Annotated in this window: 20 protein-coding genes; 7 read left to right on the top strand and 13 right to left on the bottom strand. The window is 45.7% G+C overall.

What is annotated here, in order from left to right; all coding sequences use genetic code 11:
* Positions 1-129: 129 nt before the first annotated feature.
* Both QUA16_RS16435 and QUA16_RS16430 read right to left on the bottom strand, forming a co-directional pair.
* Positions 130-645 (bottom strand): class I SAM-dependent methyltransferase, encoded by a 516-nt coding sequence (locus QUA16_RS16435; RefSeq protein WP_333103469.1) that lies wholly within the window; start codon positions 643-645, stop codon positions 130-132.
* A 130-nt stretch (positions 646-775) separates the two neighbouring features.
* On the bottom strand, positions 776-1,954 hold the full coding sequence (locus QUA16_RS16430; protein WP_333103467.1) for a glycosyltransferase family 2 protein: 1,179 nt from the start codon (positions 1,952-1,954) through the stop codon (positions 776-778).
* Between the two features lie 160 nt (positions 1,955-2,114).
* Between QUA16_RS16430 and QUA16_RS16425 the strand changes: the two genes are divergently transcribed.
* The 3 genes from QUA16_RS16425 to cobT all read left to right on the top strand — a co-directional run bounded on the left by QUA16_RS16425 (position 2,115) and on the right by cobT (position 4,392).
* The gene (locus tag QUA16_RS16425) at positions 2,115-2,507 is read left to right on the top strand and encodes a transporter (RefSeq protein ID WP_333103465.1); all 393 of its coding nucleotides are present in this window, start codon (positions 2,115-2,117) and stop codon (positions 2,505-2,507) included.
* Between the two features lie 400 nt (positions 2,508-2,907).
* On the top strand, positions 2,908-3,093 hold the full coding sequence (locus QUA16_RS16420) for a hypothetical protein (protein ID WP_333103464.1): 186 nt from the start codon (positions 2,908-2,910) through the stop codon (positions 3,091-3,093).
* 192 nt (positions 3,094-3,285) lie between these two features.
* Positions 3,286-4,392 carry a nicotinate mononucleotide-dependent phosphoribosyltransferase CobT gene (gene cobT, locus QUA16_RS16415; protein WP_333103462.1) on the top strand — a complete coding sequence of 369 codons (1,107 nt, stop codon included), beginning with the start codon at positions 3,286-3,288 and terminating at the stop codon, positions 4,390-4,392.
* A gap of 293 nt (positions 4,393-4,685) precedes the next feature.
* Here the strand turns inward: cobT and QUA16_RS16410 are convergent, their stop codons facing one another.
* From QUA16_RS16410 to QUA16_RS16400, 3 genes are all read right to left on the bottom strand, one after another.
* On the bottom strand, positions 4,686-5,084 hold the full coding sequence (locus QUA16_RS16410; RefSeq protein WP_333103461.1) for a hypothetical protein: 399 nt from the start codon (positions 5,082-5,084) through the stop codon (positions 4,686-4,688).
* A 487-nt stretch (positions 5,085-5,571) separates the two neighbouring features.
* Positions 5,572-6,867, bottom strand: coding sequence for a transposase (locus tag QUA16_RS16405; RefSeq protein ID WP_333103460.1), 1,296 nt, complete (start codon positions 6,865-6,867; stop codon positions 5,572-5,574).
* Between the two features lie 163 nt (positions 6,868-7,030).
* Positions 7,031-7,189, bottom strand: a complete 159-nt coding sequence (locus tag QUA16_RS16400; protein WP_333103459.1) for a hypothetical protein — start codon at positions 7,187-7,189, stop codon at positions 7,031-7,033.
* Between the two features lie 54 nt (positions 7,190-7,243).
* On the opposite strand from QUA16_RS16400, the gene QUA16_RS16395 reads away from it, so the two are divergent.
* Both QUA16_RS16395 and QUA16_RS16390 read left to right on the top strand, forming a co-directional pair.
* Positions 7,244-7,450, top strand: a complete 207-nt coding sequence (locus tag QUA16_RS16395) for a hypothetical protein (protein WP_333181247.1) — start codon at positions 7,244-7,246, stop codon at positions 7,448-7,450.
* The gene (locus QUA16_RS16390; protein ID WP_333103458.1) at positions 7,447-8,556 is read left to right on the top strand and encodes an extracellular solute-binding protein; all 1,110 of its coding nucleotides are present in this window, start codon (positions 7,447-7,449) and stop codon (positions 8,554-8,556) included. Before QUA16_RS16395 ends, QUA16_RS16390 begins: the two co-directional genes overlap by 4 nt.
* 171 nt (positions 8,557-8,727) lie before the next feature.
* Here QUA16_RS16390 and QUA16_RS16385 read toward each other — a convergent pair whose 3' ends face one another.
* The 5 genes from QUA16_RS16385 to QUA16_RS16365 form a co-directional block, all read right to left on the bottom strand.
* Complete coding sequence (locus tag QUA16_RS16385) at positions 8,728-9,564, bottom strand: DUF1963 domain-containing protein (RefSeq protein WP_333103457.1); 837 nt, start codon at positions 9,562-9,564, stop codon at positions 8,728-8,730.
* 104 nt (positions 9,565-9,668) lie between these two features.
* Positions 9,669-10,199: a hypothetical protein gene (locus tag QUA16_RS16380; protein WP_333103456.1), complete on the bottom strand. Its 531-nt coding sequence runs from the start codon at positions 10,197-10,199 to the stop codon at positions 9,669-9,671.
* Positions 10,200-10,500: 301 nt separating this feature from the next.
* A complete protein-coding gene (locus tag QUA16_RS16375; protein ID WP_333181245.1) occupies positions 10,501-13,743 on the bottom strand; it encodes a PAS domain-containing protein in 3,243 nt (1,080 codons plus the stop codon).
* 812 nt (positions 13,744-14,555) lie between these two features.
* The gene (locus QUA16_RS16370; RefSeq protein ID WP_333103454.1) at positions 14,556-15,686 is read right to left on the bottom strand and encodes an aldo/keto reductase; all 1,131 of its coding nucleotides are present in this window, start codon (positions 15,684-15,686) and stop codon (positions 14,556-14,558) included.
* A 5-nt stretch (positions 15,687-15,691) separates the two neighbouring features.
* On the bottom strand, positions 15,692-16,198 hold the full coding sequence (locus tag QUA16_RS16365; RefSeq protein ID WP_006635481.1) for a bifunctional nuclease family protein: 507 nt from the start codon (positions 16,196-16,198) through the stop codon (positions 15,692-15,694).
* A gap of 638 nt (positions 16,199-16,836) precedes the next feature.
* Here QUA16_RS16365 and ribE point away from each other — a divergent pair.
* Entirely contained in the window at positions 16,837-17,550 is a 714-nt protein-coding gene (ribE, locus tag QUA16_RS16360; RefSeq protein ID WP_333103453.1) for a riboflavin synthase, read from the top strand.
* Positions 17,551-17,638: 88 nt separating this feature from the next.
* Here the strand turns inward: ribE and QUA16_RS36945 are convergent, their stop codons facing one another.
* The 3 genes from QUA16_RS36945 to QUA16_RS16355 form a co-directional block, all read right to left on the bottom strand.
* Entirely contained in the window at positions 17,639-18,040 is a 402-nt protein-coding gene (locus tag QUA16_RS36945) for an IS66 family transposase (RefSeq protein WP_445252159.1), read from the bottom strand.
* Positions 18,041-18,195: 155 nt separating this feature from the next.
* Positions 18,196-18,345, bottom strand: a complete 150-nt coding sequence (locus tag QUA16_RS36940; protein WP_445252158.1) for a hypothetical protein — start codon at positions 18,343-18,345, stop codon at positions 18,196-18,198.
* On the bottom strand, positions 18,314-18,604 hold the full coding sequence (locus QUA16_RS16355) for a hypothetical protein (RefSeq protein ID WP_333181243.1): 291 nt from the start codon (positions 18,602-18,604) through the stop codon (positions 18,314-18,316). Before QUA16_RS16355 ends, QUA16_RS36940 begins: the two co-directional genes overlap by 32 nt.
* 490 nt (positions 18,605-19,094) lie before the next feature.
* On the opposite strand from QUA16_RS16355, the gene QUA16_RS16350 reads away from it, so the two are divergent.
* Complete coding sequence (locus tag QUA16_RS16350) at positions 19,095-19,493, top strand: helix-turn-helix domain-containing protein (RefSeq protein ID WP_333181255.1); 399 nt, start codon at positions 19,095-19,097, stop codon at positions 19,491-19,493.
* The last annotated feature ends 190 nt before the right edge of the window (positions 19,494-19,683 follow it).

The following is a 19,683-nucleotide window of genomic DNA, read 5'->3' as shown; positions in this document are numbered from 1 at the left end:
ATATCAAACCGAAAAGCCGGAAATGTTTGGTAGAAATTCGAGCATCTGCTGGCAGTATCTTTAACACATCTTTCTCAGATAAAAGGTTGAGATTTTCCTCTTGGGCGAAAAAGTGTTGACCGAGCAATTTCAGCAACGCTCGAAACCAAGAGGGGGCAGCCAATGTATGAGGGGAACAGCAGTGTGGAATTCTACGGGATACCACCGATTGGGAGTTGTGATGCAGCAAGTTTTGCCGACGCGGCAAAGTTCCCGAACAAAAGCTTGTTGCTGAGTCCGACTCCCGACGTGTTCGATTACGGCAAAACTCACGACTAAATCAAAACTTTTGTCGGGAAATGGCAAGCTTAATCCATCAGAACGGACGTATTTTAAACCGGGATATTCTTGCTCTAAAAACGAAGCATCTTCCATACCGACTGCGGTGATTTTGTCCTTATGCGGATAAAGTTTCTCAAAGAAATTGCAGTCTTCGCGGCGGTCGGAAGTTACTCCTACATCCAACACCGTTGTGTCGGCGCTGGGATTGGCTAATCCCATGAGCAAATCGAACATTTTTTGGCGGGCGTACAAAGATAGTTTAGTTGCGAAACCGCCTAGCTTGGGGCCAACATACTCGCTGGAGTTGTTTTCAGTTAGTGTCATATAATTTTAGCTTTGAGATGAACTGACAACCTGGTTGAAGCCCGATTGTTCGCGCTCGATTTAACACAGCATTTGGGCAATTTAAATCATCTTTCGTGAAATTTCTAACAAAACTGTACTTTTAAGTGTTTTACCTGCGCTTCAACCCCAGCACGCTGAGAAAAAAGCTGGACAGAACCATCTGCAAACCGACAGTCAGGCAAGTGAGCGAGGGAATAACCAAACGCAGAGTTTTAGAAGGGTCGAGAGAACCAAAAGCAGTTTCACTCCAGATAGTTAATGACAAGAACGAGCCAACTATTCCGATTAATATCAGTGTGACTCCGACAATCAATCCTGTCTCTAGGGTGACATAGCGAAATATTTTGTTGAGTTTGGGGTCTTCGGGCAGCAGTTTTTCACTGATGGCGAAAACTTTGGTGAAAAAAGCGAAAGTTACTGCTTGAAAACCGATGATAATTGCGATCGCAGCATACAGCAGCGTATGCACGTCAAAGCTGATACTCCCGATCGTTTGAGTACCGGGCAACAGCCAAATGCCCACTATTAGACCCACAATCATCAGGAAAGCACCTGGATACAAGAACAGCCATCGGGGACTGTAAAGCAACAGAAATCGCAAGTGCCGCCAGCCATCTCGCCAAGTTCGCAGGTGCGGCGGACGGCTGCGGCCATCGGGAGAGAGTACGGTGGGGACTTCTGTGATTCGCAACTTGTACAGAGAGGCTTTAACGACCATTTCGCTGGCAAATTCCATCCCCGTTGTTTGCAAGTCGAGTTTCAAAATTGAGTCTCTCCTGAAACCCCGCAATCCGCAGTGAAAGTCGCCTGCGGGACTGGAGAAGAATAGCTGCCCCACCCAAGTAAGTACCGGATTTCCTAAGTATTTGTGCAGTGGCGGCATTGCCCCCGGTTTGATGCCGCCTTGAAAGCGGTTTCCCATCACTAAATCGCACCCTCCCCGCAATTTTTCGACAAAAGCGCCGAGGTTAGAAAAGTCGTAGCTGTCGTCAGCATCGCCCATGATAATATAGAGTCCGCGCGCTGCGATTATGCCTCCCATCAGGGCGCTGCCGTAGCCTTTGGCTGCTACGGGTACGACTCGCGCCCCCATTCTGGTAGCGATATCTTGAGAACCGTCAGTGCTGCCGTTGTCTGCTATGATGACCTCACCGGCAATATCAAGTTCGCGCAGGGACTTCTGCGCTTTCTGGATACAGACTTCTAAAGTTTCTGCCTCGTTCAGGCAAGGCATGAGTATCGATAATTCGAGAGTGTATTCCCCGCTGGCGTTGGTCTGTTCTGCCATATGTTTGTTCTACTGTTGCTGGCGATCGACAATACTTGCATTTCCAGTATGTATGTTTAAAATATGGGTGGCGAACAAAACTCAATAAAACTTAATCAAAGCTGTTTAGGAGAGTTTTTTGCGGGCAATTCTCGAACTGTAGTATTATGTTGGTGAACTCATGAATAGAGGCGTTTTTTTGGTTTTGCTTGCTGCCATTTTGTGCAGCGTTCTAGGTCAATTTACTCTGAAGGCTGGAGCAAAAGTTTTAGGGCCCATCGGCGCGGCTAATTTAGTTGAAAAAGTTATAGCAATGGCTACTGAGCCTTTGATAATAGCAGGTCTTTCTCTGTACGCAATTTCTTCGATCGGTTTTATCGTAGTTTTGTCCCGCGCTAACATTAGCATAGTCTCGCCTTTACTGTCAATCAGTTACCTGTTTACTGTTTTGGGGGGCAAAATTGTATTTAACGAGCCGTTGCCACCGCTGCGGTTAGTAGGCGTGGCGCTAATTATGACGGGAGTAATTTTTGTACTCAGAGGTCAAGCAGGGGGTGCGCCAGGGGGCAGTTAGCGATCGCTTTTAAGATTGACGCTTGAGTGCTGAATTGATAACTTAACTAAAAGGGTGCGTCTGAATGTTCTGTTATTAGATAGAGCCCAGGACCTACAACTTGTGGGCGAATCTTTTGAAAAATATAGAAAATGCAACTCTAGACAGGATTTGTGCAGGTACACTATATTTGTGCCTGCACAAATACGAAGGCTACTAATTGACACAATATGGCCTCACAAGTTGGTGAGGATTTAATTAAAACCGTATAAGTACGATCGCGGAAGTTTACAGAGATCGCGAGCGGCGAGTGAAAGACGATCGCGCCTGCGTCACCCATAAAAATTTTAAGTACGACGGCGAGGAGAACTAAAATAATTAGTTAACTATCGCGTAAAATATGTAAATATCTCATTTAACCATGTTGATTATTGCCAATATTTACGCTCCCAGTCAAACCAACTACGGATTAACCGATTTCTACCATTTTTACATGAAGTTGCATACAAGAAAGATTCTGTTGAGAGGGCATCCCGATGGCAGCCAACTTCATAGGGCGATCGCCGTAAGTGCACAGGAGCAACAACTAAAAACCAGTCGAACCTAAGCTTTAAGGAGCGGTTGCAAATGTTGTGGGGGCTCATAAACAGGACACATCATATCACGTCCGCTAGTACCGCGCTTGATATAAGGGGTAAGTGGTCAGTGATAATGGGCAAACGAATAACTAAAAACCAACAACTAAGAACTAACAAATAACCAATAATTAATTCCCAATTCCCATGACTAATGACTAATTATGATTCATATTTATACAGAAATAGAACAGGGGCAGCGGTGGCTCGATCGCTATCGGGGACGAAAACCGATATTTGCCTGCGTGTTAGGATTTACCGCGACAGGCTTAATTCCGGGGATTTCAGCAGCAGGAGCAACCCCGCACGATCGACAATTTACTTGTTTAGCCGATGCAGAATTTTTGTATAACGGCCCCCAACCGTCGCCCCAATATCCTTTGCCCCCGCTAGAAGCGGGTGCCTCGCCGGTATTGATATCTCGCGCTGTAGTCGAAGCTTTGGAACTTCCGCTTTACCTATTTAATGCTGGTTTGCCCCTCCCACCTACCGTAGCTGCAATTGATTTGGGCGGCACTCCGGCAAAGTGTCTGATTTCTGGGAATGCTTTAGAACTCGAAACAGTCAAACATTTGCTCGAACAAGGATTAATTTGGGGAGCTAAATTGGCTGCTCAAACTAATGGCAGCTATTTAATTTTAGGGGAGTGCGTAGTTGGGGGAACGACTACTGCTTTGGGCGTGTTAATGGGTTTGGGTATTGCAGCGGCGGGCAAAGTTAATAGTTCTCATCCTCGCTGCAATCACGCTCAAAAATTGGCTGCGGTGACAGCGGGACTCAATAATGCTGAGTGGGAAATTAACGGACAAAACAGCACTCCCCTGGAATTGGTAGCGGCAGTGGGCGATCCGATGCAAATAGCGGTGGCGGCAATGGCGATCGCCGCGAGTCAGACTTGCGGGGTGCTTCTGGCCGGGGGCACGCAAATGCTGGCAGTGTACGCTTTGATGCAAGCCTTAGCCCGTGAATATGCTCTGCTATGGAGTCCCGAACAAGTTGCGGTGGGGACTACGCGCTGGGTGGCCGAAGACCCTACAGGAGACACTGTAGGACTTGCTAATGATATCGGCGGTGTGCCTCTGTTGGCGGCGCAGCTAAGTTTTGCTGGATCTCGCTACGGGCAACTGCAAGCTTACGATCGCGGCTATGTTAAAGAAGGTGTCGGTGCGGGAGCGTGTGCGATCGCCAGTGGCTTGACTGCAAATTGGACTCCAACTCAACTCCTTCAAGCTGTTGAAGCTTTAGCCTCGCGGTGTGAGATTAAACATTAAGTAGATAGTTATAAGAATCGATGCCGGATTTATGAACTTCTCTCTTTCTTCTCTTTCTTCTCTTTCTTCTCTTTCTCTGCGTCCTCTGCGCCTTCTGCGGTTTGTAAAAAAAATCTTGTTCACCAAAGAAATAGCCTTCCTATTTCTACACAATATCTCGCTTTCATGCAGTATTCTTCCTGTTAATTCCCCGACCGAAAAAACTCTCTGCAATAACTCTATAAGTAGACGAGCATAAATCAACGCAAATTGTATTTTTTTTGAGATTAATGCCCGATCCCCGCTAGCAATATTTAATTAGGCCCGCCTAGATGTTGCGAGTGCATTCTTTTGGAGAGCAACTGTTCTTCCAAGGCGGCAATTCGATTGTAAGCTGCTGTTAGCTGAGCTGTTAAGCGCTGGATTTGAATCTCGGCGCTCAGCTCTTTTTCCAGGCTTTGAGAATTTTTGTCGAAGTAGCTGTCATCTAACAGTATGTCCTTGTGTTCGAGGAGGCCATCGATACTTCTGTAGCTTTGATATGGGGAGGTTTTTTCATTTCCTAGCGTTCCAGAGCCATCGTTTCTCTGTTGCTGGGTCAGCTTCGTCTCCTTGGCCGACTCCAAGAGCTTTTCATTGAGGTTTTCTATGAGTTTGTAGAGGGCCTCGACTTGTTGGCTCAATACTGTAACTTGCTGGCGGAGCGCTTCCATACAATCATCCTTTGGCTCGTAACTTAATATCTTTACATTTTAGGTAAATCTTTACATAACTTGGATTTATCACTAAATTATTTAATTTTTGACGTAATTGCTGTGTTCCCAATCCTGACGGTAGATTTAGGGAGCCAGGTTGAAAATAATCGATGGGCATTCGTGGGTCGATTGTAGATTTTAGATTTTAGGTTTTAGATAGTCTTGGACACAGGAACCGGGTTGGTTAACCCCCATACTTCGTTCAAACCTTCAATCAGGGTTAAAAAATCTGCTTTATGAGAGTCGGATCGCAGAGCGTCCTATTAGATTGACTTCGCTCTCGCCAGTGCTTTCAGGATTCAGATGAGTGGATTTTTATTTATTAAGCTGTCGCCGATTTAAAAAGGATTTTTTACTTCGGTTGTGTAAAAAGCGTCATCCAACGGCAGATGGCAGCGCTCTCGTTGTTTCGTTATAGTGACATCCTCCCACACCAAATCAAAGATTATGGTATGGGCTTCCCAACATCACTGTTGGAAGATTTCCTAGTTCTTCCCTTGCGGGATTTCGCCTCTGACGCCGACTGACTTTCATCAATCCCCGGCAGACCGACTGCATAGGCATTTTCTATTCCGCAAAGTCCTTGCGTACTAATGAGTTCTAAACCACGCAACCTAATAACTTCAGATGCTGCGTGATCTCTATCGGTTTGATATCCGCACTCACCACATTTATGAACTCGTTCGGAAAGCTCTTTTTTACCCGTATGTGTGTTGCACTTAGGGCAAGTTTGAGACGTTCCATCTGGATTGACGCGACAAAAATAGATTTGATGCTTCTTGGCGACCCACTCCAACAGATTGAGAAATTGACCAAAAGCAGCATCCAAGGTATGTTTTCTCAACATCCCCCTGGACATCGCTTTCAAGTTCAAGTCCTCAACAAAGACCATCCCAATACCTTCCTTGGTACACAAATGGTTAGCCAGTTTGAATTGCCAATCCTTCCGAACTCTAGCAATGTGGTGGTGGAATCTGGCAACCTTGATTCGAGCTTTCTCACGGTTCTTAGAACCCTTTTTCGTTCTGGCATACTTACGTTGCAGCAATTCCAGCTTGCGGTACAAAGATGTCAAGAATCGGGGTCTAGCAATAAACTCTTTATCCGAGGTTGTCAAATACTTGGACAGTCCCAAATCGATACCCAGCGCATCGACCTGCGGTTGAGCCTCGGGTATCGACACATCAGACTCAATTGTCACTACAACGAACCACCTATCAGCTTTCCTCAACACCCGTGCTTGTTTAACCACAAACCCCTCTGGGATAGGTCGATGCAAGTTGATAGGCATCTTCCCAACTTTGGGCAAGCTTATCTGCCATCCCGTAATAGGATTGGTTTGGAATTGAGGAAACAGCATGGACTTGATTTGTCCAAACTTCTTGAAGCGAGGAAAGCCAAACCCCCGCGACTGAAAATAATTCCAAGCGTCATGCAATCTGCGAATGGTAGTTTGCAGAACTTGAGAAGGGGCTTCGCCCAACAACGGGAACTTTTTCTTCGCTTTGGGAAGTTCGTTCTGTTGAGCGTAATAGGTAGGGAATGGCTTGTCGGCTGGAATGATGTATTCTCTCTCCAGCGAACAATAATCCAAACTACATTTACGCGAATTGACCCAATCTTTGATTTCTCGCAAGGCGTAGTTATAAACCTTGCGAGAAATTTCCAACCAATGAAGCATCGTTTCTGCTTGGTTGGCGTCGGGATAAATTCGGTAGCAGTAGTTCATGATCAGAGTCATACAGTCAACTCTAACACAGAACTACGGGTCTATAAACCTACATATGCTACCGATTTCACGCCTGATTGACCGGATAAAATCGGTCTGGGGCGTCCATGTATCGCAACACCAAATCAAAGATTATGGTGTGGGACTTATTGCTCCCCCAGACCCCCTCGAATAGTTAAAAAATGTAACACAGATGCAGCCGATCGACCCGGCTGACGAGCAAAACTGGCTCAAAGTAACTTGCAGCACAGAAATTAGGCGTTAAGTTGACGGAGTTTTCGGCATCGGAAAGCTCGATCGACAATGTAGAAGGTAAAATCAGGGCAAGAGCCAATCGATTGCGCGATTTTAGATTTTAGATTTTAGATTTTAGAATTGAAGCATTGACTTGCGCGAGATAAATTCGGGGGCTTGTATCGTGGATGCTTTCGGTCAAACAGACTCACAGCGCAGCAGAACCGAGTACAATGGCTCTGTGTTTGAAAAAGAAATAAGACAAATCGGCGCCAACTACCGGACTCGACAAACAATTATTTCCCCGGCTGTAGAACACAAAAAGATGGGTCAATATTTAGAAAAGCGGATTGACAGGTGAAACGAAGGTCTTTGCTATTGGGGGCCGCCACCCTAACTTTAAGTCAATTGGCGGCAGGGTGTGACTCGAAGCCCAGTCTCAAAATTCGATCGCTCAAAAACGGTATTCCGGCCCAACTGGTAAGCAAATTTAGCCGCGATGTACAACCGTCTCCGCTTTTGCAGGTAACGCAAGAAGGACAATTAAAAGAATTATTCGCCCTGTTGCAGGAGTGGAAACGGGTTCCCGAATCAAAAAATCAAGCTAACTTGGTGATGTTGGGAGATTACTGGCTGACTTTGGCAATTAGGCAAAAATTGATTAAGCCGATCGATCCTGCTAAGTTTGCTAATTGGCCAAAATTGCCCGAAAGATGGCAAAAACTCGTCAGGCGCAACGACGAGGGTAAATTAGATCCTCAAGGTAAAGTGTGGGCTGCACCTTACCGCTGGGGAAGTACGGTAATTGCCTATCGAACCGACAAATTTAAGGCTTTGGGGTGGACTCCGACAGATTGGAAAGACTTGTGGCGAGTCGAATTGCGCGATCGAATTTCTCTGCCGGACAGTGCCAGAGAAGTTATCGGTTTAACATTAAAAAAACTAGGGAAATCTTACAATACGCAGCAATTAGATAAAATCCCAAATCTTAAAAAAGAACTCGCAAATCTGCACCAACAAGTTAAATTTTATAGTTCGGACGCTTACCTGCAACCATTGATTTTAGGCGATACTTGGTTGGCAGTAGGTTCCTCTGGGGACTTGCTGCCGCTGCTGCAAACTCAAAAGGATATTGCTTTAGTAGTTCCGGTTTCGGGAACTGCACTTTGGACAGATTTGTGGGTACAACCAGCATCAGGGAATCCAGTTTCTTTAGTGGAGAAATGGATTGATTTTTGCTTACAACCTCGGGTTGCTCCTCAATTATCTTTGCTGGCTAAGGCTAGTTCGCCGATAATTGTCGGCATGAAACCCGAAGATTTGCCGGAAGCTGTTCGCACTAATTCCGTGTTGTTGCCGGATGCGAAGATTCTTGCTGCTAGCGACTTTCTGCTGCCGTTTGGGGATGCTGGTATTGCCCAATATCGATCGCTCTGGCAAGAAACTAGGCAAGTAGTTAAAAGTTAAAATGTAGGGTTCGTCAGTCACCAGCCCACAAGCGCCGAGAAAATCATCAAAACTGACGCACCTTAAACCGTAGGGTTCGTCAGTCACCAGCCTTGTGTGTGTAGCAAAGCAACAAACGGCAGTGAAATAACAAACAAAACAGCAGGAGCGGAAAGTGTTAGTATTTTAATTTCAATAACAATCGTAATTATAAATCACCTGAGAAAAATCTAATTTTTCTAAGTCCTCAGCACGAATCAAAAAGTTGCCTACTCCATCATCACCCCAACAAATTTCATCATCACTAATCATGTGTAAGACTACAATTTTATGGTCTTGGTATTGCGGGCTATACTCACGAGGGTCAGTTTGCGTAAAGTAGCCGTATCCCCCTATTTTATGGTGAATCTCGTATAAATTATCATAATACCAATCATTTAATTTGTAATCATCTGCCTCCATTATATCAAAGAATTGTTTAATTTTTTGTACTTCCAAAATGTTAGTAATTTGATAGTCTTCTCGGCAAACCCACTCATAGTCCGGAGTAAACTGTAAAGCCAAACCTTCTTGCGGATTATTCACATATTTATAGTTTAGAGGTGAAAATTCCTTAACTTCTCGATCCAACAAAAAAGCAAAATCTGTTTGATAATTATTTGTGTCAGTTTCGGGAAAATACAATAATTTAAAATTTTTTTGGTTCTCCAAATTGTCTAAATCCATGCCATACAAATCTGTGTCACCGATATAAAACTGCAAAATTCCTTTTTTGGGGAAAGGCGCTAAATATGGCACTTGGGCAAAGATTTCCTCAAAATTGAGTTGTGCCAAAAGGTGCATATATTTTCCATCACTATCTTTGGGAAAATCGTAACCTTTCGGCAAGTAAGGCACTCCGCCAAATTTGCTTGACCAGAAATCAGTCGCCTTTCGTTCGTAAGTGATTTTAATAACAGGCTTTTCTGAACTTTCAATTTCTTGGCGAAAAGGTTCTAATTCAGCAGGAAGCTCAAGGTTTGTTTTCATTTTTTTCTACTTATTACAAACCGCATTTATCAGCTCAAATGCACGGTGCGTCAGCTCTTGATTTATCTATTATACATCAAATAACTCGCTGCTGAGGCACCCTACTAAAATCCTTTCACCCTTCCTCGAATACCCGGATTTGAGAGAGATTCTAAATCAATCCGACAGTTAAGCCGATCGCCCTTGCACGAATAAACTGCCAAAGCAGTGCCTTGACGGTTGCAAACTCGCACATTGTAACCATAATCGTTGGCGACAGTGCCAAAGCGGTTAACAAACTGATAGCGTTCCATATAATCGAGCAAACTCCAAAGTTGGCGATTGACTATGAGAATTACCCAAGTATTGCCGGGATCGACAAACCAGCGATCGAGCAATTTTCCGCCATACAGTTTTTGAGCTAACCACAGACTCGGCACGCTTTTTTCGGTTTGCGAAAGCGGGGGCGACGGCAAATTAGCAGCGTTGCCAGTCGGGCAAGCCGGCTGCTGGGAAAAAGCCGCAGATTGTCCCCACAGCAAGGCTCCGAGGCACGCAGAACAGGCGATCGGGAACAAAAATAAACTTTTTGTAAAAATGCCATGCCTGCGGGGATAAACTTGATTTTCGTGGCGCATTTTGGGGTAATTCATCATATTCATCATATTATTAGACAAGATTGCATAAATCATTCATTGATACAGAAACCGCAGATGTAAGGCAGATAAACACGGATAAACGCAGATAATTTTAAATTACTCGTTACTAGGCTCCAGCCTAGTAATGCAGATCCGGAGGCTCTGCCTCCATGTTTCCAACCGAGGCAGAGCCTCTAGATTTATGTTCCCAGGCTGGAGCCTGGAAGTTAATTTTATTATTCTTCAGTCCGCGGAGGCGGACATTGTTTGTATAGTAGCGGTTTCAACCGCCGACTCTTCTCTTATTTCTGCAAAATTATTAAAATTCCGATCGCTTAAACAATGAAGCAGGCAGACAAGCAGTAAAAGTAGAACCGCAATCTAACTCGCTAGTAACTTCAATATCGCCGCCCATCATCTGACAAAAACGCTGACTGATAGTCAGTCCCAAACCCGTACCCCCGTACTTGCGAGTAGTTGAATCGTCGGCTTGAGTAAAAGGTTGGAACAGTCGCTCTTGCTGTTCTTGTGTCATGCCGATGCCCGTGTCCGTCACTCGAAAAATTAAAAAGTCTGCATCCAAAATTAACATTTGAGCAATTTTTGGTTGATATTTATTTTTTAATTCTTCGCTGGTAATTCTTTCGACAGTAAGCACGATCGCCCCATTAGCAGAAAATTTAGCAGCATTGCTGAGCAAATTCAGCATTACCTGCCGCACTTTCATCAAATCACCGTGCATCGCGCCGATATTGTCAGAACTCAATACTTGCAAAGTATTGCCGTTTTTATCCATTAGCGGTTTGATAGTTGTTACCACCTCCTCGATTAAGCCTCCAACATCGAAGCTTTCGAGGTAAATCTCCATCTTGTCAGCTTCAATTTTGGAAATGTCGAGAATGTCGTCAATTAGGCGCAGCAAGTGTTTGCCAGCAGTGCGAATTTTGTCTAAATCCGACACTACCTGTAAGTTGCCTAACTCTTCGGCATCTTCCACCAGCATATCGCTGTAGCCGATAATCGCGTTGAGGGGAGTGCGTAACTCGTGGCTCATGTTTGCCAGAAAAGCACTCTTGGCGCGGTTGGCGAGTTCTGCTGCTTCTTTTGCCAACTGCCACGCTTCCTCCGCGTCTTTGCGTTCGGTGATATCCCGCAGTGTCGCCACCACCGCTTCGACGCTGCCGTCTGTCGCACAAACCGGGCTGAGAATGTACTCGTAGTCGCGGGTTCCCCAGCTTGCCGTGGGGACAATTACTTCGCCTTTCACGGGTTCGGCTGTCGCAAATATGCCGTCGCATTCTTGGTGAACCCGCTGCATAATTGTTGGCGACCAGCCTAATTCCTGCCAGGTTTTGCCAATCATTTCTCTGGGGTTCATGCCGGCAGCTTGAGCGGCGGTGCGGCTGACATAGGTGTATTTTCCCGATCGATCTACTAGAAAAATTAGGTCAAGAGAAGCGCCGAGAATGCCGTCAACAGTTCTGGCGTGTCGGGCTACCTGAGCCGTCATTTGTCTGACTGTGATGGCGCCGCGGACTCTGGCGGCCAGTTCAAACCGCAAGAGTTCGTTGGCTTGTTTGAGAAATAGGGTGCGCTGTTCGACTTCTATTTCTAGTTCTGCTTTGGCTTTTTCTAGGGTGAGTTCGGCAAGTTTGCGATCGCTCACATCTGTAGAAATTGTACCGACTGCATAAGCTTTACCTTCGGAGTTGCAGAGGGGAAATTTCAGAGAAATATAAGTGTGCGGGCCATCGTCTTGAGGGATGATTTCTTCGAGGGTTAGGGGCGAGGAGGATTCGAGAACTTTCAGGTCGTTTTCTCGTAGGGCTGCTGAAGAGTCTTGGGGAAAAATATCGCCGTCGGTTTTCCCTGTGATTTGCTCTTTTGCGATGTCAAACAAATTGTCAAAATGGCGGTTTGTGAGCAGGTATTTTCCGTCAAGGTCTTTTATGTAAATTACTGCTGTTGAGTTGTCTAAAATCGCTTGCAGCAGTGCTTCGCTCTTTCGCAGGGCTTTTTGAGTGTTTTGGCGATCGAGTATTTCTGGCTGCAATTCCCAGTTGAGGCGATTTAAGTCTTGCCAAGCTTCCTGGACTTGATTTAAGGCGATCGCGCTTTTTTCTAGTTCTGTATTTACCTGCCGCGACTGGTTTGAGACGGAGTTTTCGGGCAATTCTAGGGGTTGGAAAGCGAGCGGGATGTGGGGATTTGCGATCGGGCGTTGGCGAAGCCCTCGAAGAGGATCGCCCGCCAATTTTTTATTATATCGAAAATCTACGGCTAATTGACCCTCTAAACTCGATTTTTTGGGAAATAAATCGGGGAATTCGCCGAAATTTAAATTGTCATAAATTATATCAAATGTCCGCGATCGCTGCGGTGGTTCGGCGCTGGAGTTAAATGCCCAATTCCCGTCTGCTGTTGATAAATCTGAGTTAGCGGGTTTGGCAATCCGGCGAGTGACGGCAACGCCCAAGGCGAAGGGGACAATGGCAGCCGCAGACATTGCCAGCAGCCAGTTGTTGCCCCACCAAGTTTCTATTGATGTTTTGGGGATGAATCGCACTAAAATTGCTGCGGGTTTTCCCGCTAAATTGCCAAGGGATTTGGCAGCTACTGCATAAGTTTGACTGCCTGTTTGTACGTTTCCGGCGACTGGTTGGCCGCCTGCTGCGAGTGCAGATTTCAGCAGCGATTTCTCTGCCAGCAAGTCTGGTAACTGTTGGTTTTTTGTAACTGCTTGCGAACTTGCCAAGACAAATTTGCCGTCAGCCAGCGGTGCGTAGATAGCCTGATAGCCGCCACCCTGTAATTTGAGGGTTTTGGTGCTAGCAACTGCCGACGTTTGGCTGATAATTTTTCCTAACACTAAAGCCGCAATCACGGTCTGATTTTTGAGATCTTTTATGGGAATTGCTGCGTAGTGGAGGAGAACAGGGCGATCGCCCTTTCCGGGCGGCAAAGATCCCAATTGTTCCTGAACTTCCGATTTGGCAATGATTTCGGTGGCCGTAATTGACTCTTTTGCAGCGAATACTCGATCGACTATTTTTTGCAGGTTAAAACTTTTTCCCTTCTGGTTAGAGTTGACGCTAACCACTATCTGCCTGTTTTTTCCAACTAATACCGCGCTGTCTATTTCCCCTTTTTTGACTTGATTTTCTAGAATTTCCTTGACAGATTTTTGCAAATATGATATTTTTTTTGCGCTGTTGTAAGCTAAGGCTGTTTGGGCGATCGTTTTGCTGTCAGAGGAGTTTTGCAAACGGTCTGCGGCGCGATCGAGTGGTAGATTGTAGTTAATTTCACTAAGGCTCAGTTCAGATTTAGCTTGATTTTGCAGTTGATTGCTTCCAACTGCCGATGTTAGCCAAAGTGCTGCTGCCGTTAGTCCGACGGGCAAGATTGTTTGTAAAGTCAGCAGTCCGATTAGCTGTTTTCTGGTAACAGCTAAGTTGTAGGTACACGGTTTGAAAGCTGCTTTCAATCTTCTTTCGGAAGTCGCAACTTTAGTTTGCTGCCGACAATTTGGCTGGCTGTCGTTTAACTGAGTATGAGCCATAGTAGTAGATGCGGGATCGGTTGTAGATAACAGGCGATCAATTAATCGGGAAGGCAATCAATCAATTTTAGATTTTAGATTTTAGATTTTAGATTTTAGACTTTGGCGTGAGCGCTCAGTTGAACGATTTTAGATTTTATATCGAGTTCGGTTAATCACTCCTATCCTATCCGGTCGAGCGATCGAGATTTTTGTAGGGGCCCGTGAGCCAACAATACCTGCCAATAATTGACAATCTCCAAAACCCGCCCCGACCGGGATATTATGGTTAAGCGATCGGACATGATATCATCATAAAATTGTTGCCTCTCGCCGCCAACCAAGCAAGAAAATGACTGGGTATTCTCAAAAAAATCGGTTTCTAGCTGTTAATTAGATTGTGTTATTTAGTTGTTTTTACATATAATACTGTCGGCTCCTATTTAAAGTGTGTCGGGAGCATCCAAATGAGTGCTTTCACAGGAGTGTTCGCGGTTAGATGTAGACTTTGCTGTGCAAGATACTCGCACTCCTCAAAAACGCTTTTTGCAAAATCGGGATGCTCCCGCATACAGTCGTAAAACGAAGTAGTTTATCGATCGACTGTATCGTAAATTCAGTTAAACTGAAATGTTGCACCATTCTCAATAAGGTTTTTATGGGCGGGCTCTCCTGCCCAACCCCTACTCCCCACAAAAAATTAATTCTTTGTGGAACAGGCCGGAAAGCCTGTTCTGGAGAATGATGCAAGATTTCAGGTTAAACCAAAGTTTAACGTAATTATTGCAACACTTAGATACGCTCGATCGCCTTTTCCCTGCTTTACCTTTTTTTCAATCCCACAACCGCCTGCCTGCTTTGCCGCCGAGTCGCTGGTGAGTATCTTTGAGCAAAGTTGGGATGTCTAACTCTTCGGGACACCGGGGCAAACATTCGCCGCAATCGGTGCAGCGGTTGCCTTTGCTGCCGGGAAACCAGTGTCCGGCATTTTCAAACATGGCGTAGCGGTATTTGCCAAAGTCAGTCATGTCGCACCCGACGGCGAGATTGCGGAGTCGCAATACTTCGGGAATGTTGATGTTTTCCGGGCAAGGCAAACAGGCATAGCACTGGCTGCATTTGTCGGTTTTCAAGGTGGCTGCAATAACCGATTCTAGCCGATCGAACGCAGCGATTTCGGAGTTGGTGAGGGGAAAGTCGCGATCGCAATATTTCAGGGGTTGCTCTAATTCTGTGGCATTTGCAGGGCCCACACTCAAAGTCCCAATCCTAGTATCGCTGAGTAAAAATCGATAGTTTAACTCTAAGGGCGAGAAAGGCGAGCACAATTGTGCGAGAGTTTCCGGGGGCGTGTAGAGTTGCCCTCCTTTATCTGCCGGGGAAATGATGAAAACGCCCATATCTTTGTCTTTGGCGAGTTCAATTGCCGGGGCGTTGCGCTGAAAAAAATAGTAATAATGCAGATTGACAAATTCAAACAAATCTGTATTGATTGCAGCCAAAATCAGATCCAGAGGCCCGTGAGTCGAAAAGCCGACGTGCCGAATGCGACCATCAGCCAGGGCTTTGCGTACAGAGTCCATGCAGCCTGTGGGCGATCGTACAATCGCCAAATGTTCCCAAGTATTCAAACCGTGAATTGCCAGACAATCGATATAGTCTAAATTCAGGCGTTTGAGGGATGCGTCGATGCAGCGTTCCATTGCTGCTGCATCCTCGGTTGGGGAAATTTTTGTAGTGACGTGGAGGCGCGATCGATCGACAGACAAACCAGCCGAAAGGGCCGCGCCAAGATATTCCTCGCTGCAACCGTAACCTGCAGCCGTTTCCAGGTGATTGATTCCCTGAGACACTGCCTGTTTTACTGTCTGACAGGCAGTTTCCTCAGAAGCCAAATAGCGCATGGTTCCCAAGGAAAATACAGACAGGTGCAACTCCGTTTTGCCAAACCGTCGATAGCGCATAAAGTTTAGGAAGTTTCCCCCGGGCTGAAGCCACTTCTCTTAATCAAATCCTCTGGACGGAGGTTTGAGATAAATTCCCGGAAGGCCCGGCGTTCTGCCTCATCAGCATCTCGATCGACCGGTATCGAAGCATCGGCGACGACTTCTTCCATCACCCAGATGGGGCAGTTCGTTCGCAAGGCTAGGGCGATCGCGTCGCTAGGTCGGGCATCGATCTCTTTTTTAACTTCTCCCTGACGGACGATCAGCACGGCATAGAACGTGTTATCTTGCAGCGAGTGAATAACTATGCGCTCCAAGGTAAGACTCCATGCCTCTAAAAAATTGACCATCAGATCGTGAGTTAAGGGCCGAGGAGGCTTGTGGCCTTCGATCGCGCTAATAATAGCCTTTGCTTGCTCCTGACCGATATAAATAGGCAAAGCCCGTCGCTCAGTAGCGTCTCTCAATAGGACAATAGGACTGCGCGTGGCTGCATCTAAGGCAATTCCAGCGACTTTCATTTCAATCATAAAAATGCTCGGTAAGTGGGAAACTCAGAGACTTTAGTCCTGAGAGGGAAACAACATGGGCGGTTTCAACACATTCGACTACGCTCAGTGAGCACCACCTTGAATCCCCTTTCCCCTTTCGGGGGTAGAGGGGTATGGTTGCCCCTCTTTGGAGATATGGTTGTCTCCGGCTCCCTTTCGGGGTAATGTTCGCTTGTCGGTCAATGTTATGAGAGCTTGTTAGACTTGCAACACTGTCTCAGTGACCTTAAGACTGTTTAATTGCAAATGACAGAGCGGAAAACTAGCGTCGCATTCAAGGAGTGTCGTGACTCAAATAACGTAGCCAGTTAAGGCTGAGGCCCGTCAGCACAGCTTGCTTCGATTGCTCTTACAAGCTCAGTCCCTGGTTTTAGGGCTGGGTTACTGACAGAATTAAGAAACTGCAAGGCGGTAGAAAACTCGGACATAAAGATGACCTAAATCCAGTATGACTCGATCTTCGCCTGAATCTGCAACTGATCTGGGACTATCGATTTTAGATTTGAGATTTTAGATTTTCGATTGACTCCGGGGGACAGGGGGACGGAAAAACCTCCTGCGTCTGGTTTGTGCCTGTGGTTTCATGTAAATAAGCGATCGACTAAGGAAAAATACTTATGTTTACAGGACTAATTCAATCTCTCGGAAAACTGAAGTCGCTAGGCAACGATTATTTCCAAATTTCCTGCACATCAAACAACTCCTACCAGATTTTACAAGATTTAGCCATTGGGGACAGCGTAGCCGTGGATGGAGTCTGTTTGACGGTAGTGGAAGTTTTGCCGCAAGGTTTTGTCGCCGTCGCTTCCCCAGAAACTCTCCGCCGCACTACTCTGGGATCATTCCCCGATGCTTTGGTGAACCTAGAAACCTCCCTGCGCGCCGGTAGCAAATTGGGGGGACATTTCGTGACGGGGCACGTAGATGCGATCGGCACTTTAGCGACATCAACCCAAACCGCCAACGCTTGGGAGATGCGGTTTACTGGCCCACCTGTAGCAAATTCGGGATGGCAACGTCAAATCGCACCTTACATCGTTTCCAAGGGCAGCATCGCCGTCAACGGCATCAGCTTAACCGTGGCAGATTGCGATGCTGACGGGAATTGGTTTGAAGTTGCTGTCATTCCCCACAGTTTTGGTGAGACAAACCTCCGCTATTTGCAACCAGGAAGTTTAGTAAACTTAGAAGCAGATATTCTGGGCAAATATGTCGCCAAATTTCTCCGCAGCGGCTCAAAATCCCATCCCGAACCGTGGGAAGAAACCCCGGCAATCAACAGTTTGGGAACAATTACACCTGAATTCTTAGCAGAACACGGATTTATTTAATCAATGAAACAATAAACATCATTGCTGAACGAAGTAGCTGTGGATCGGGGAGCATCTCTTTATCATTTAGAATATAACTTGTAATTGCTCAACTCGGGGAAAAAAGGGAGCCATCAATAGAGAGAGCTTGTTGAATGGATTGATAAGCAGTTAAACCCTGTCGCTTCCCAGTAGTGACAACCGAACGAACGGCAGCAAACAAATCTCTGCCCCATTCCGAACGAAAGCCATTAGTCACACGGCGAAATATCACGCTCATCCGAATCGCCTGTTCACTACTATTATTCGTGGCTGGAATCCCCGCATCTTCCAAAAATAGAAATAAATTGTCAATTAGCCCACCATAGCGTTTTCGTAACCGGATACCATCCGGATGATGTGGCGCTAAATTTAAAATCCCGGTTAATCTTTCCTGTAATTTTCTCGATATCGATTGAGTCTGGTATCGTCTATTTTTTCTCGTCGTCGATGGATAATAAAAGCCCTTAATAACCTCTTCATCCCTGGGGCAAAAATCCTGTCCCCAGCATCAATCGCATATTGGCAATCCCGCAATTGATGAGCCAAACACACTTGCCATTGTGGTGCGGGGTGATTTTTTTGAGCGCTAAATAAATCAGACACCCAGATATCGGGACGATGTTCTCATAGAACTTCGTTAATTACTCCACTGGCTCGACTGGGGCGAATAACGTGTAAGCAAACATCCTGGTTCTGAAACACCCACTCCCACTGATTCTGTCCCTTAACTCTGGCACTGGTTTCATCTGAACAAATTAATTTTGCCCGCCGCAACCGTTGTAGTATTTGACTTACAAAGGTCGTCTAAACTGATTTTGACCTTCAAGAGCAAGTTGGCGATGGCACCTTCTGATATCTTTAGTCCAAAGACTTCTCCCAATATGGACGACAGCCGTTCGTAGCTGATGGCATGAGTGTAACGCAGATATGTGACGCGAGCTTTGAATAGAACTGCCAAACGGTGAACCTGGTTCCATTCCCAATGGTACAGGGGCAACATACTTCGTTTGACAGCAGGCACACTGACCGCCATAACGTTCGATGCGGGTGATGATGGGACGAATTAGTGGTAGTTCGATTTTTTCGTAGATGGATTGTAATTTTTGTGCAGTGGCGGTCACTTTCTCTCCACACTGGGGACACTTTTTGAGTTGGGCGATGATTGTTTGGTCGGGATGAGGATGTAGTTCTCTTCCCCCTCCTGCTCTTCCTAGGCTTCTTTGTCTTTTTATCCCCTCAATTTTCGATGGCCCAATGTTGGGCTTGAATCCTGTGGACGGTGGAGTGCTGGAATTTTTGCTAGTTTTTTTGGGAGATGGGCCTAGTTTTGGTTGGTCTGTGGTTGCTAACGCTGCGGTGAGTTTTTGGATTTTCTCCCATAGCTCTAAGTAGGTCGGCGCAAAAAAACCGAACTATGTTAAGATAAGTAAACAAAAAGAATATATCTACGGAGGTAACTCAATATATGGGCGCTAGATTAAGGGTATTCCTGACTAAGCGAGCAAGACAAAACTCTATTAAAACTGAGAACTGCTGCTGTACCACAAAAAGTCAAAGATAGAGCAGAAGTAATTAGATTAAATGCACATGGCTGGTACGTTGAAAAAATAGCTGCTCATTTTAACTGGACTCCACAAACAGTGAGAGAGGTTTTACATAAATGGTCGAATCTAGGCATGGAAGGGCTTTGGGAGTTGCCTGGTCGAGGGGCAAAGCAAACGTGGAAAGAGGAAGATATAGAGTTTTTAAAAGAATGCCTCAAAAACGAATCACGTACATATAACAGTCTTCAATTAGTCCAGAAATTAGAAAAAGAACGTTCTGTTAAACTAAGTGCCGATCGATTAAGACGGATACTTAAAAAAAAAGGTTTATTTGGAAACGAGCGAGAAAAAGTCACAAAAAAAAACAAGACCCGATAGTACAAGAAACGAAGCAATCTGACTTAGATATGTTGCAATTAGAGGCAGACGCGGGAGGAATTGACTTAAAGTATCTAGATGAATCAGGGTTTTGTATGTGGAGTGAACCCGGTTATACTTATTACCCAATAGGTGAGCAAAAACGGTTAGAACAAACGAAACGGCGTGGTCGTAGACTAAGTATTATCGG

The sequence above is a fragment of the Microcoleus sp. S13_C3 genome (assembly GCF_036700905.1).
GTDB lineage: Bacteria > Cyanobacteriota > Cyanobacteriia > Cyanobacteriales > Microcoleaceae > Microcoleus.
This window is presented reverse-complemented; position numbering and strand designations above follow the sequence as displayed.

Bases quoted from the DNA above. Each gene is read 5' to 3' on its own strand.
- ribE (WP_333103453.1), top strand. From the start codon at position 16,837: ATGTTTACAGGACTAATTCAATCTCTCGGAAAACTGAAGTCGCTAGGC.
- QUA16_RS16355 (WP_333181243.1), bottom strand. From the start codon at position 18,604: ATGGCGGTCAGTGTGCCTGCTGTCAAACGAAGTATGTTGCCCCTGTAC.
- QUA16_RS16410 (WP_333103461.1), bottom strand. From the start codon at position 5,084: ATGGAAGCGCTCCGCCAGCAAGTTACAGTATTGAGCCAACAAGTCGAG.
- QUA16_RS16420 (WP_333103464.1), top strand. From the start codon at position 2,908: ATGTTGATTATTGCCAATATTTACGCTCCCAGTCAAACCAACTACGGA.
- QUA16_RS16365 (WP_006635481.1), bottom strand. From the start codon at position 16,198: ATGATTGAAATGAAAGTCGCTGGAATTGCCTTAGATGCAGCCACGCGC.
- QUA16_RS16435 (WP_333103469.1), bottom strand. From the start codon at position 645: ATGACACTAACTGAAAACAACTCCAGCGAGTATGTTGGCCCCAAGCTA.
- QUA16_RS16375 (WP_333181245.1), bottom strand. From the start codon at position 13,743: ATGGCTCATACTCAGTTAAACGACAGCCAGCCAAATTGTCGGCAGCAA.
- QUA16_RS16425 (WP_333103465.1), top strand. From the start codon at position 2,115: ATGAATAGAGGCGTTTTTTTGGTTTTGCTTGCTGCCATTTTGTGCAGC.
- QUA16_RS16385 (WP_333103457.1), bottom strand. From the start codon at position 9,564: ATGAAAACAAACCTTGAGCTTCCTGCTGAATTAGAACCTTTTCGCCAA.
- QUA16_RS16430 (WP_333103467.1), bottom strand. From the start codon at position 1,954: ATGGCAGAACAGACCAACGCCAGCGGGGAATACACTCTCGAATTATCG.
- QUA16_RS16380 (WP_333103456.1), bottom strand. From the start codon at position 10,199: ATGATGAATTACCCCAAAATGCGCCACGAAAATCAAGTTTATCCCCGC.
- QUA16_RS16405 (WP_333103460.1), bottom strand. From the start codon at position 6,867: ATGACTCTGATCATGAACTACTGCTACCGAATTTATCCCGACGCCAAC.
- QUA16_RS16370 (WP_333103454.1), bottom strand. From the start codon at position 15,686: ATGCGCTATCGACGGTTTGGCAAAACGGAGTTGCACCTGTCTGTATTT.
- cobT (WP_333103462.1), top strand. From the start codon at position 3,286: ATGATTCATATTTATACAGAAATAGAACAGGGGCAGCGGTGGCTCGAT.